Annotated in this window: 11 protein-coding genes; 4 read left to right on the top strand and 7 right to left on the bottom strand. The window is 72.6% G+C overall.

What is annotated here, in order from left to right; genetic code table 11:
- Nucleotides 1-7 precede the first annotated feature (7 nt).
- Nucleotides 8-451 carry a hypothetical protein gene (locus tag ACLQ3K_RS05870; RefSeq protein WP_425997767.1) on the bottom strand — a complete coding sequence of 148 codons (444 nt, stop codon included), beginning with the start codon at nucleotides 449-451 and terminating at the stop codon, nucleotides 8-10.
- A 117-nt stretch (nucleotides 452-568) separates the two neighbouring features.
- Here ACLQ3K_RS05870 and ACLQ3K_RS05865 point away from each other — a divergent pair, with 117 nt between their 5' ends.
- The 3 genes from ACLQ3K_RS05865 (at nucleotide 569) to ACLQ3K_RS05855 (ending at nucleotide 2,210) form a co-directional block, all read left to right on the top strand.
- A complete protein-coding gene (locus ACLQ3K_RS05865) occupies nucleotides 569-955 on the top strand; it encodes a YidH family protein (RefSeq protein ID WP_224651557.1) in 387 nt (128 codons plus the stop codon).
- Between the two features lie 24 nt (nucleotides 956-979).
- Entirely contained in the window at nucleotides 980-1,228 is a 249-nt protein-coding gene (locus ACLQ3K_RS05860; protein ID WP_425997765.1) for a hypothetical protein, read from the top strand.
- Between the two features lie 61 nt (nucleotides 1,229-1,289).
- Complete coding sequence (locus ACLQ3K_RS05855; protein WP_425998135.1) at nucleotides 1,290-2,210, top strand: phosphotransferase; 921 nt, start codon at nucleotides 1,290-1,292, stop codon at nucleotides 2,208-2,210.
- On the opposite strand, the gene ACLQ3K_RS05850 is transcribed toward ACLQ3K_RS05855, so the two are convergent.
- Together ACLQ3K_RS05850 and ACLQ3K_RS05845 are read right to left on the bottom strand one after the other, a co-directional pair.
- Entirely contained in the window at nucleotides 2,207-2,581 is a 375-nt protein-coding gene (locus ACLQ3K_RS05850) for a PPOX class F420-dependent oxidoreductase (protein ID WP_425997763.1), read from the bottom strand. The two genes, ACLQ3K_RS05855 and ACLQ3K_RS05850, sit on opposite strands and share 4 nt — an antisense overlap.
- Nucleotides 2,578-3,603, bottom strand: coding sequence for an alpha/beta hydrolase (locus ACLQ3K_RS05845; RefSeq protein WP_425997761.1), 1,026 nt, complete (start codon nucleotides 3,601-3,603; stop codon nucleotides 2,578-2,580). Before ACLQ3K_RS05845 ends, ACLQ3K_RS05850 begins: the two co-directional genes overlap by 4 nt.
- A 64-nt stretch (nucleotides 3,604-3,667) precedes the next feature.
- On the opposite strand from ACLQ3K_RS05845, the gene ACLQ3K_RS05840 reads away from it, so the two are divergent.
- Nucleotides 3,668-5,131 (top strand): FAD-dependent oxidoreductase, encoded by a 1,464-nt coding sequence (locus tag ACLQ3K_RS05840; RefSeq protein ID WP_425997759.1) that lies wholly within the window; start codon nucleotides 3,668-3,670, stop codon nucleotides 5,129-5,131.
- Between the two features lie 4 nt (nucleotides 5,132-5,135).
- Here the strand turns inward: ACLQ3K_RS05840 and ACLQ3K_RS05835 are convergent, their stop codons facing one another.
- From ACLQ3K_RS05835 to clpB, 4 genes are all read right to left on the bottom strand, one after another.
- Entirely contained in the window at nucleotides 5,136-5,774 is a 639-nt protein-coding gene (locus ACLQ3K_RS05835; protein WP_425997757.1) for a TetR/AcrR family transcriptional regulator, read from the bottom strand.
- A 10-nt stretch (nucleotides 5,775-5,784) separates the two neighbouring features.
- Nucleotides 5,785-7,545 carry an ABC transporter ATP-binding protein gene (locus ACLQ3K_RS05830; RefSeq protein ID WP_425997755.1) on the bottom strand — a complete coding sequence of 587 codons (1,761 nt, stop codon included), beginning with the start codon at nucleotides 7,543-7,545 and terminating at the stop codon, nucleotides 5,785-5,787.
- Entirely contained in the window at nucleotides 7,542-9,395 is a 1,854-nt protein-coding gene (locus ACLQ3K_RS05825; protein ID WP_336669749.1) for an ABC transporter ATP-binding protein, read from the bottom strand. Before ACLQ3K_RS05825 ends, ACLQ3K_RS05830 begins: the two co-directional genes overlap by 4 nt.
- 155 nt (nucleotides 9,396-9,550) lie before the next feature.
- The gene (gene clpB, locus ACLQ3K_RS05820) at nucleotides 9,551-12,103 is read right to left on the bottom strand and encodes an ATP-dependent chaperone ClpB (protein ID WP_425997752.1); all 2,553 of its coding nucleotides are present in this window, start codon (nucleotides 12,101-12,103) and stop codon (nucleotides 9,551-9,553) included.
- Nucleotides 12,104-12,188 lie beyond the last annotated feature (85 nt).

Genomic DNA, 12,188 nt, shown 5'->3' with positions numbered 1-12,188 from the left:
GGGGAGTTCACCCGACAGACGGGCTACCGGCGACCGAGATCTGACCGGCGTAGATCGCGAGCGCCGACTTACCGTCCGCGCTCACCTGGATCATGACCACGTCGCCCACCTCGAGATCGGACAGCGTGCTGCCGTGCGTCGTGGTCACCTGGGTGGCGGGGCCGGTGCGCAGGACGACGGTGCCGCCGTCGGGCGCCGAGCGCACGGTGATCGCGGCGTCGCCGACGGAGGTGATCGCGCCGATGACCTCGCGGCCGGGCGTGATGGCGACGGACCGCTGGTCACTGACGGAGACGCCGGCGGACTGGGCCGCGGGCAGGACGCGGCGGGCGCTGCCCAGGTCGGCGGACATGTGCAGCGCATAGGCGATGCCCGCGCCGACGACGCCGATACCCAGCAGGCACAGCACGACGGCGGGCCAGGGGCCGCGGGAGCGTGCGTCACCACCCATCGGCGACCACCTCCTCGCGTCCGTTCGTCACTTCATCGTGCGCCTCGTCGAGCGCGCCCTGCGCGAAACTATTCGTCGTGTCTGAGACGGGCCTGTGAATGTGGCGGGCCAATGTCTATGCACCCCGCTAACGTTGTCGGCGTGGGACGACTGTGGCCGCCGCGCGCCCTCACCGATGGTGAGGCGCCGGACGCGCGGTTCACTCTGGCGAACGAACGCACCTTCCTCGCGTGGATCCGCACGTCGCTGGGGCTCGTCGCCGCCGCGGTCGGCCTGGAGGCCTTCGCGCCGCACGTCGTGCCGGAGCCGGTCCGGACGCCGCTGGTCGTGGCGCTGCTCCTCGTGGCGTCCGCGCTGGCCGGGTACGCGTTCGTCCGCTGGCTGGCGGTGGAGGGCGCGATGCGCACCCGCCGCGAGCTGCGCGGCACCCCGGCGACGCTGGTCCTCGCCGCGCTGATCGTCCTCGCCGGCGCCGTCCTCGCCGTCTCGCTCCTGGTGACGTGAGGGCCCTGACGTGAGGCCGCCGAGGTGAGCGCACCGTCGACCCAGGCGGCCGAACGGACCCTGCTGGCGCGCGTGCGCACCGCCGTTGCACTGGTGCTGACCTGCGCGATCGTCGCGCGGGCAGTGCCCAACGCGCCCGCGGCGATCGCGTGCCTCGTCGTGGCCGTCGCCGCCGTGATCACGCTGCGGACGCGGCCGCCCGTCTCGCATCTGGTGCTCGCGGGGTGTGTGGTCGTGCTCGCGATGGTCGGGCTCCTCGCCACGACGCGCTGAAGGTTCGACAAATCCTTCGACTTCCCGCGACGAATCGGACATCATGGCCCGCGTGAACGACATGACAGACACCGAACGCGCCGCCCGCACGGCCGCCGCCGTCGACGCCGCGATCGGCGCCGCCCGCGAGCTGGGCCTCGACGTCAGCGGCTCGACGGTGCTGCACGACCTGTTCTCCGTGGTGGTGCGGCTGGAGCCGGCGCCCGTGGTGGTCCGCATCCCGACGGTGCTGCCGTCGACCGAGACCCCGGAGACGCTCGCGCGCAGGCAGGCCGACGAGCTGGCCGTGACCGCCTGGCTCGCCGCGCGCGGCGTCCCGGTCCTGGTGCCGTCGCCGCTGGTGCCCGCGCGGCCGGTGCAGCGCGACGGCTTCTCGATGACCTTCTGGGAGTACGTCGAGGAGGACGAGGCCGCCGAGCCCGACTACACCGCGAACGCCGAGAGCACGGCCGGGCTGCACGCCGCGCTGCGCGACTACCCGGGTGAGCTGGGCTTCCTCACGACTGCCGATCCGGACGGCGTCGCGGCCGGCCTGGATCTCCTCGCGGGCCGCCCCGACCTGCTGCCCGCCGCGGACGTCGCGCGTGCCCGCGCCGAGTGGGCGGCGCTCGAGCCCGCGGTCCGCTCCCGCGCCGCCTTCGAGGCCAGGTTCCCCGGCGTGGAACTGCAGCCGGTGCACGGCGACTGCCCGCCGGCCAACATGTTCGCCGGCGTCGACGGCCTGCGGTACGCGGACTTCGAGCTGGTCACGCTGGGTCCCGTCGAGTGGGATCTCGCGACGCTGGGCCCCGAACTGGAGGCCGCGTACGACCGCGGCGCGGCGGCCGCCGGAATCCGCGGCCTGTGCCCCGACGTGCTGGAGTTCGTCACCGCCGTCGGCGTGCTGCGCGCGATCACCGCGCTGGCGCTGGTCCCGCAGCTGCCGGAGCTCGCGGGGTACCTGCAGCCCGTCGTCGAGCAGTGGCGCGGCGCGGACGCCTAGGCGGCGTCGCGGACCCGGATCCCGACGGTGCCGCCCGCGCCCCGTCGGATCTTGGACCCGGTGACGGTGAGCCAGCCGAGGACGCCGTACTTCTTGGCGATCTTCGACCCGGCCTCGCCGCCGTCGATGACCTCGCCGGCGCCGGCGACCTCGGGGCCGGTGGTCTTCTTGCCGCGGGCGTCGCAGGCCTGGACCAGCACCGACGGGTTGCGCCGCAGCCGCTTGACCTTCCACGAGTCGGCGACAGTCCACACCACGAGGTCGGCGCCGTCGCGCACGGCCCAGATCGGCGTGGCGACGGGGGTGCCGTCCTTGCGGAAGGTGGTCAGCAGGACGTACTTGGCATCCGCGACATCAGCGACGGTGGTCATGCGCCCAGCGTAACCGGGTAGGACGCCGGCACGCTGCGGGCGATCCAGCCCGCGATCGCGGCGCTGACCTCGGCGGGCTTCTCCTCCCCCATCCAGTGGCCGGAGTCGACGATCAGCTCCGTGAGGTCGGTGCACGCCGCGCGCATGGGCTCGGCCAGCCGCGTCCCGACGGTGTCGAGGGTCGCGTCGTACCGGCCGTGCAGGAAGAGGGCCGGCTTGTCGATGCGGCCGCCGTTGAGCTCGGCCTTCGCGTACTCCGCGTCGGCGGGGGTGTTGACGTACCAGGAGTTGGGGCCGGCCATGCCGTTCCGCTCGAAGGCCGCGACGTAGACGGCGTGGTCCTCGGGCGTGAGCACCGCCGGGTCCAGCGGCAGCTGCGGAACCGGGCCGCCGCCGAACCAGCCGCCGTTGCGGGTGACCACCGCGGTCGGGGCGGGCCCGTCGAGGTGCCGCGGGTCGCCGCTGCGGAACAGCGCGGCGACGAGGCCCGGCAGGTCGCTCTCGAACTGGGCCGTCGCCTCGTCGAAGGACTTGAGGTAGTGCACCTGGTAGTCCCACTGGCCGTACGGGTACTCGTCCGCGGGGTACTTCTCGCGGTCGATGAGGTCGAAGGGCGTGGGCCCGCTCGACGGGAAATGCGGCACGTTGAGCGAGGCCACCGCGTCGACGACCTCGGGGTGGTGGGTCGCGATGTTCCACACCACGGGCCCGCCCCAGTCGTGCCCGATCCAGATCGCGGAGTCGCGACCGAGCGCCGCGAGCAGCTCCAGCATGTCCGCGACCGCCTCCTCGCGGCGGTACGCCGACTTCTCGGAGTGCACCGTCGACGAGCCGTAACCGCGCATGTCGGGCGCGACGCACCGGAAGCCGAGGGCGCCGAGGGCGCGCAGCTGGTGCCGCCAGGTGTAGCCGAGCTCCGGCCAGCCGTGCACGAAGACGAGCAGCGGACCGTCGACGGGGCCCGAGGCGAGGTAGGCGGTGGTGTGGCGCTCGGTCGCGGCGATGTGCGGCGTCAGGGTCATGCCTCCACCCTGACACGCGGCGCGCACCCTTGCCCGCGCGCGGCCCACGGCTCAGTATCGATGCATGCCCCACGTGATCGTCCAGAACTGCTGCAACGACGCGTCGTGCGTCCCCGAGTGCCCCGTCGACTGCATCCACCCCACGCCCGACGAGCCCGACTACGCGACGGCGGAGATGCTCTACATCGACCCGGACGTGTGCATCGACTGCGGCGCCTGCATCGACGCCTGCCCCGTCTCGGCGATCACGACGGACTACGAGCTGACCGCGGAGATGGCCCCGTTCGAGACGATGAACGCGGACTACTACGAGGCCGTGGGCTCGTCCGCGGACCGCGATCACCCGTTCACCGACCCGCGGATCGGCCGCAAGCGCCCCGCCTCGGACGCCGAGACGCTGAGCGTCGCGGTCGTGGGCGCGGGCGCCGCGGGGCACTACGTGGTGAGCGAGTTGCAGCACCGCATCGACGTCCGCGCGACGATCGACGTCTACGAGCGGCTCCCCGAGACCGGCGGGCTGGTGCGCTTCGGGGTGGCCCCCGACCACGCCGACACCAAGAAGGTGCAGGAGCAGTTCGCGAGGTCGCGCAAGCAGTCGGGCGTCACGACGCACCTGGGCGTGCGGATCGGCGAGGACATCACGCACGAGGAGCTCGCGCGCCAGCACCACGCGGTGGTGTACGCGGTGGGCTCGCTGCACGGCCGCGACCTGGGCCTGCCGGGCGCGGACCTGCCCGGCGTGACGGCCGCCGCCGACTTCGTGGCCTGGTACAACGGCCACCCCGACTTCGCCGGGCTCGCCCCCGATCTCACGCACGAGCGGGTCGTCGTGCTGGGCAACGGCAACGTCGCGCTCGACGTCGCGCGGATCCTCACCGCCGATCCCGAGACCTTCGTCGGCACCGACCTGACCGACGAGGCCCTGGCCGCGCTCCGGGATTCGCGGGTGCGGGAGGTCGTGATCCTCGCCCGACGGGGCCCGGGTCACGCCGCCTTCACCGCGCCGGAGCTGGTGGGGTTGGCCCGCACAATGCCCGTGGTGGTCGAGCCCGCTGATCTGGAGGACGCCGGCGACGAGCCCGCCGACGAGCAGGCCCGCTTCTACCGGGCGCAGAAACTCTCCCTGCTGCAGGCGCTTCCGGCGGCGGACTCCGCGCCGGAGGGCCGACGGGTGGTCCTTCGATTCGGCACGCCGCCCACTGGCATCACCGCCGCCGACGGCGGGCTCACCGTCGCCTTCGACGACCACGGCGCACCGTCGGAGCTGGCCTGCGGCCTGGTCCTGCCGTCGATCGGGCTGAGGGGCACGTCCGTGCCGGGCGTGCCCTACGACGAGGCCACCGGCACGATCCCGAACGCCGACGGGCGCGTCCTCGGGCCCGACGGTGCCGCCCTCCCCGGCGTCTACGTGGCCGGGTGGTGCAAGCGCGGCCCGACGGGCGTGATCGGCACGAACCGCTTCGACGCCCGCGGCACCGTCGACGCCCTGGTCGCGGATTTCCACACCGGGGCGCTCCGCGCCGAGTAGGGAGCTACAGGCCGGGGCGGCGGTCCGCGAGGCCGGCGATGATGAAGTCGACCTTGGCGTCGAGGGCTGTCCGGTCGGCCCAGGCGGGCTCGGGCCGGAAGACCGCGTCGTCCGCGGCGGACCGGCGCGCCCGTTCGTACCCGGACTCGCCGCTATCGTCCACCTCGCGCATGGCCTGGACACCGAGGTGCGAGGCGAAGACGGTGTCGCCGAGGAAGTCCAGGGCGAAGGCGGCCTGCTCGACAGTCCACCCGTCCGCGCCGAGCGCGCCGGCGTAGGCGGCGGCGACGTGCTCGATGTGGTTGAACGCGATCGGGTTCGCGAACACGGCGCGGTTCAGACCGCGGTGGTCCTCGCAGACCTTCCAGCACTCGTCAGCCCACATCCGCAGGACCGCGCGCCAATCGGATCCGGGAGCGGGGAGTGCGATGCTCGCGGCGGCCCGGTGCAGCGCTGCGGCCTCGATCTCGTCCCGCGACTTGAAGACGCGGTAGATCGCCGGGGTGACAACGCCGAGCCGGTCCGCGACCGCCGCCATCGTGAACCGGTCGACGCCCTCGGCGAACGCCGCGTCGATCACGTCGTCGGCGTCGAAGGCGGGCTTCCGCCCGACCTTCCGCGTGATCCCATCGCCCCGTGCCACACCCGGCACTCTAATTCGTCAGTCGCCATCCCTGTGCGGTCCGCAGGTGCTCCCAGTAGGTGGCGTAGGTGCCGCCGGCCGCGAGGAGCTGGTCGTGCGTGCCGATCGCCTCGACCGATCCGTCGGCGTCGAGCGCCACGATGGTGTCGGCGTGGGCGATCGTGTCCAGGCGGTGCGCGATGATCAGGACCGTGGCCTCGCGCCGCAGCTGCTCCACCGCCGCGACGATGTTGGCCTCGTTCTCCACGTCGAGCGCGGACGTGGCCTCGTCGAGCAGCACGATCGGGGCACGCTTGAGCAGCGCGCGGGCGATGGCCACCCGCTGCCGCTCCCCGCCCGACAGCGCGCGGCCGCCCTCGCCGACCGGCGCGTCCCAGCCCAGCGGCAGCCGGCGCGCGATGTCCGCGACGCCCGCGGTCTCGCCCGCCCGCCGGATCTCCTCGTCGGTCGCGTCCTCGCGCCCCACCGCGATGTTCGCGCGGAGCGTGTCGTCGAAGAGGTAGACGTCCTGGAAGACCATCGACAGCTGCCCCATGAGCTGCTCGGTCGTCTGCGCGGTGACGGGCGCCCCGCCCACGAGCACGCGGCCGGAAGTCGTGTCGTAGAAGCGGCTGACGAGTTTCGCCACCGTCGTCTTGCCGCTGCCGGAGGGCCCGACCAGCGCCACCATGCTGCCGGGCGGCACCCGCAGCGAAACGTCGCGCAGGGCGGGCGGACCGTCGGGCGTGTACCCGAAGGTGACGCCCTCCAACGCGATCGCGCCCGGCTCGGGCAGGTCCGACGGTGCGCCGGGCTCGGGCAGGGGCACGGCCGTCAGCACCTCGTCGAGCTGATCGAGCAGGGGGCGCCGCGATTCGAGCGCCATGGCGCTGCTGGTGATCTCGGACAGGGTGGAGGTGAAGCGGAGCGCGAGTCCGATGAAGGCGAGCGCGGGGATCGGAGCGAGTTCGCCGGAGACGGCGAGGGTCCCGGTGACCGTGATGAGCGCGACGATCACTCCCTGCGAGACCATCCCGCTGGTGAGCAGCCCCGCGGTCTCGAACCACAGCGCCCGCTTCTTGGCCGCGGTGGCGCCGTTCATCGCGTCGGTCAAGGGTTCGAAATCGTCACTGCGGCCGCAGGACCGCAGCGCGCCCTGGCACTGCGAGTACTCGACGATCCGATGCGCGAGCACCGTCTCCTCGGGCTCGTGGATGGATCGTCCCTTGCGCAGCAGGGCCGTCGACACCAGGGTGATCGCGACGAACGCCGGCACTGCGATGGTGAGGACGAGGCCGAGCGCGGGGTTCCACAGCCACGCCGCCACGACCACGACCGCCGCCGCGACCGAGCGCGCCACGATCGGGGAGAGCATGTGCGCCAGGATCTCTCCGGCCATCATCAGCTCGGTCGAGACCACCCGGGACAGCGCGCCGGCCCGCGGCCGGGCGAACCATCCCAGGGGCTGCTTGGACACCTGGTCGCCCACGAGGCGGTGGATGCTGGCGAGGAAGTCGAGGGCGGCGGCGTAGGAGCGGCGGCTGGAGAGGTAGTTGACGCCGAAGCTGGCGGCGGCGAGCGCGGCGAGCACCCACAGCCACCCGGCCAGCCCCATCCCCCACACGGGCCCGCCGCTCGCGAGCGCGGAGATCGCGGGGAGCAGCGCGGCCAGCGCCAGCCCCTCGATGAGACCCGCGAGCACGGCCAGCGCGACGACGAGGCCCAGCGCCTCGGGGCGCGAGAGCATGCGCCGCACCCGCGGAACGATGTCGAGCAGAGGCAGATTCGTCATCGCCGGGTTCCTTCGCTCGAGGTGGACGGGGCCGCGCCGCAGTGCCAGAGCCCGGCGTAGCGGGGCTCGGCGAGCAGGTCGTCGTGGGTACCGGTGGCGACGACCCGGCCCTCGTCCACGAGGACGATCTGGTCGACACCGCTGATGGTCTCGCGGCGGTGCCCGATCACGAGCACGGTGCGGCCCCGCACGAGCGCGGAGAGCGCCTGCTGAATCTCGGCCTGCGCCTCGGGATCGGCCAGCGCGGTCGCCTCGTCGAGCACGAGCACCGGCGCGTCGACGAGGAGCGCGCGGGCGATGGCGATGCGCTGGGCCTGCCCGCCGGAGAGTCCGGTGCCGGCGCCGTAGACCGTGGCGAAGCCGTCGGGGAGCCGCTCGATCTCGTCGAGCACGCGGGCGGCGCGGGCCGCCGCCCGCACCTGCTCGTCGTCGGCGTCGGGCCGGCCGAGGGCGATGTTGTCGCGGATGCTGATCGCGAGCAGCTGCGGGTCCTGCAGCACGAAACCCACGTGCGCGTACAGGTCCGCGATCCGGTCGACCGGGACGCCGCCGATGCGGATCGCGCCGGACCGGGGATCGTCGAACCGGGCGAGCAGCGTCGCGATGGTCGACTTCCCCGATCCCGACGGGCCCACCAGCGCCGTGACGGTGCCCTGCCGCAGGGTGAAGCTCACGTCGTCGACGGCGAGCGCACCGTCGTCGCCGTACGAGTACGCGACGTTCTCGAAGACGACGTCGTGTCCCTGCGGCTCCGCGGCGTCGGCGGCGGCCGGCAGCACCGGCGTCTCGAGCACGTCCCGCAGCCGGAGCGCGGCGGCCCCGGCGAGCTGCTGCGACCACGTCGAGTGCATGAGCACCTCCAGCGCGTAGGGGATCAGAAGCGCGATGAGGGACGTGGCGAGCACGTCGGCGGCGGTCACCGCTCCCCCGTGCACCAGGACGGCGCCGCCGCCGACGTTGACGAGCAGGACCAGTGGCACCGCGAGGAACGACGATCCCACGGCGGAGATCCGGACCAGTGGCCGCACCCAGTCCGCGTAGAAGGTGTGGAACTCGTCGGCCGCCTCCTGGTAGTTGCGGTGCGCCCGGCCGACCCGGCCGAAGGCCTTGACCACGGCGATCCCGGTCACGAACTCGACGGTCCGCGCGGACACCGTCGAGAGGCGGCGGTCCATCTGCACGGTCATCTCGCCCATGCCGCGGGCCGAGACCGCCATCGCGAGGGCGTACAGCGGCAGGGTCCCGATCGACAGCAGGCCGAGGCGCCAGTCGATGACGAAGGCGTAGATCATCAGCGCGAGCGGCATGACGACGGCGTTGGTGACGTCCACCGGCTGATGCGCGATCAGCTGGTGCACCGTCCCGATGTCGTCTTGCAGGGACTTGCGCACGCGGCCCGAGTTGGTGGCGGTGAACCAGGCCAGGGGCACGCGGGCGATCCGGTCCACCATCCGCTGCCGGACGTGGTGCCCGAACCGCAGGTCGGCGACGTGGGTGACCGCGAGCGCCGCCAGGTAGATCCCGAGGCGGGCCGCGAAGGTCACGATGAGGATCTGCAGCCAGCGGTCGACCTCGGCCCGATCGACCGCGGCGCCGGTCGCCGCCGCGTCGAGGAGCAGCGCGCCGATGCGGACCAGCGCGATGTACGGCACCACGGCGAGCACCGCCGAGACCACCGCCATCACGCGGCCCAGCGCCAGCCCGCCGGCCACCGGCCGCGTCAGGTCCTTCAGCGCGGCGGCGCCCGCGCGTTGTTGCGTCTTCGCCGAGGCCGCCTCCCCCCGCGGCGGGGTTGTGGGCGACGCCCCCGGTGGGGCGTCGAGAGGGGACGTGGGCAGGTCGGTCGCCATAGCACTCCTAATTAGGTGAGCCATATCTATTTATGAATGGCGTTCACATTAGGTGGCGCGCCCCTGCTTGGCAAGACCGAATCCGCCCCGAGACAGCGAACGGTCCCGCCCTCCGGATGGAGGACGGGACCGTGTCGTGCGCGGATCGCTCGGCGTCAGCCGACGATGAGCCGGTCTCCGTCGTCGCTGACGGTGACCTTCACCGTGTCGCCGTCGCGGACGTCGCCCGCGAGCAGCGCCTTGGCGAGCTGGTCGCCGATGGCGTGCTGCACCAGGCGGCGCAGCGGCCGGGCGCCGTAGAGCGGGTCGAAACCGCGCTCCGCGAGCCAGCCCTTGGCCTCGTCGGAGACCTCGAGCCCCAGCCGGCGCTGCGACAGGCGCGTGCGCAGCTGGTCCAGCTGGATGTCGACGATGCCGGTCAGCTGGTCGGAGCTCAGCGCGTCGAAGATCAGCACGTCGTCGAGCCGGTTGATGAACTCCGGCTTGAACTTCGCCCGCACCGCGGCCATCACCTGCTCGGGCGTGCCACCCGCGCCGAGGTTCGACGTGAGGATCAGGATCGTGTTGCGGAAGTCCACCGTGCGGCCCTGGCCGTCGGTGAGCCGCCCCTCGTCGAGCACCTGCAGCAGCACGTCGAAGACGTCCGGGTGCGCCTTCTCGACCTCGTCGAACAGCACCACCGTGTAGGGGCGGCGCCGCACGGCCTCGGTCAGCTGGCCGCCGGCCTCGTAGCCGACGTACCCGGGGGGCGCGCCGACGAGCCGTGCGACGGAGTGCTTCTCGCCGTACTCGGACATGTCGATGCGGACCATGGCGCGCTCGTCGTCGAAGAGGAACTCCGCGAGCCCCTTGGCCAGCTCCGTCTTGCCCACGCCCGTCGGGCCGAGGAACAGGAACGAGCCGGTGGGCCGGTTCGGGTCCGCGACGCCGGCGCGGGTGCGGCGCACCGCATCCGAGACCGCGGTGACCGCGGCCTCCTGGCCGATCACGCGCTTGCCGATCTCCGACTCCATGCGCAGCAGCTTCTCGGTCTCGCCCTCGAGCATGCGGCCGGCGGGGATGCCGGTCCAGGCGGAGACCACGTCGGCCACGTCGTCGGGGCCGACCTCCTCCTTGAGCATGACCTCGCCGTCCGAAGCGGCACCCGAGGAGGCGACGGCCTCGGCGAGCTGCTTCTCCAGCGCGGGGATCTGGCCGTAGCGCAGCTCCGCGGCGCGGCCGAGGTCGCCGTCGCGCTCGGCGCGCTCCGACTCGCCCTTCAGCGTCTCGAGCTGCTCCTTGAGGGAGCGCACCGAATCGATGGCGCCCTTCTCGTTCTGCCAGCGGGAGGTGAGCTGGGCCAGCTTCTCCTTGTGATCGGCGAGCTCGCCGCGCAGCTTCTCCAGGCGGTCCTTCGACGCGTCGTCGGACTCCTTGGACAGCGCCATCTCCTCGATCTCGAGGCGACGGACCAGCCGCTCCTCGGCGTCGATCTCCTCGGGGCGCGAGTCGATCTCCATCCGCAGGCGCGAGGCGGCCTCGTCGACGAGGTCGATCGCCTTGTCCGGCAAGAACCGCGACGTGATGTAGCGGTCGGAGAGGGACGCGGCGGCGACCAGCGCGGAGTCGGTGATGCGCACGCCGTGGTGCACCTCGTACCGCTCCTTGAGGCCGCGCAGGATGCCGACGGTGTCCTCCACCGACGGCTCGCCCACCAGCACCTGCTGGAAGCGGCGCTCGAGCGCGGCGTCCTTCTCGATGTACTGGCGGTACTCATCGAGCGTGGTGGCGCCGACGAGCCGCAACTCGCCGCGGGCCAGCATCGGCTTGATCATGTTGCCCGCGTCCATGGCGGAGTCGCCGGTCGCGCCGGCACCGACGATGGTGTGCAGCTCGTCGATGAAGGTGATGATCTGCCCGGAGCTGGCCTTGATCTCGTCGAGGACGGCCTTGAGCCGCTCCTCGAACTCGCCGCGGTACTTGGCGCCCGCGACCATCGAGCCGAGGTCCAGCGAGACCACGGTCTTGTCGCGCAGCGACTCGGGCACGTCGCCCGTCACCACGCGCTGGGCCAGGCCCTCGACGATGGCCGTCTTGCCGACGCCGGGCTCGCCGATGAGCACCGGGTTGTTCTTGGTGCGGCGCGAGAGCACCTGCACGACACGACGGATCTCGTTGTCGCGCCCGATCACCGGGTCGAGCTTGCCCTCGCGGGCCCGCGCGGTGAGGTCGGTCGAGTACTTCTCGAGCGCCTGGTACTGGCCCTCGGGGTCCTGCGACGTGACCTTCGCGCTGCCGCGGACGGCCGTGAAGGCCTCGCGGATCTCCTGCGGGGTCGCGCCGGCCGAGGTGAGGACCTGCGCGGCCTCACCGCCCGCCTCCGCGAGCCCGTAGAGCACGTGCTCGGTGGAGACGAACTGGTCACCCATCTCGGTCGCGAGCTTCTGCGCTGCACTGACCGACGCGATCGACTCGCGGGACAGCTGCGGCGTGGTGGTGGAACCGCTGGCCTTCGGCTTGCGGTCCACGAGCTCCTGCGCACGGTTGCGCACGGTGACGGGATCCACGCCCACCGCCTTGAGCAGCGGCGCGGCGATCCCGTCGGTCTGGTCGAGCAGCGCCACCAGCAGGTGCGCCGGAGAGATCTCCGGGTTCCCCGCGGCGGACGCCGCCTGCAGAGCCGAGGTCAGCGCGGCCTGCGTCTTGGTGGTGGGCTGGAACGAATCCACTTCTGGTGACCTCCTGGGTCGTCTCGAACACGGTCGTGCACCCTGAGCCTTCTCCACTCAAGTATGCCTTCTGTTGTTCTCAACG

It is taken from the genome of Tsukamurella sp. DT100 (assembly GCF_049844855.1).
Classification (GTDB): Bacteria; Actinomycetota; Actinomycetes; order Mycobacteriales; family Mycobacteriaceae; genus Tsukamurella.
Note: the sequence above shows the minus strand (reverse complement) of the source record. Positions and strands in the feature narration are given on the sequence as shown.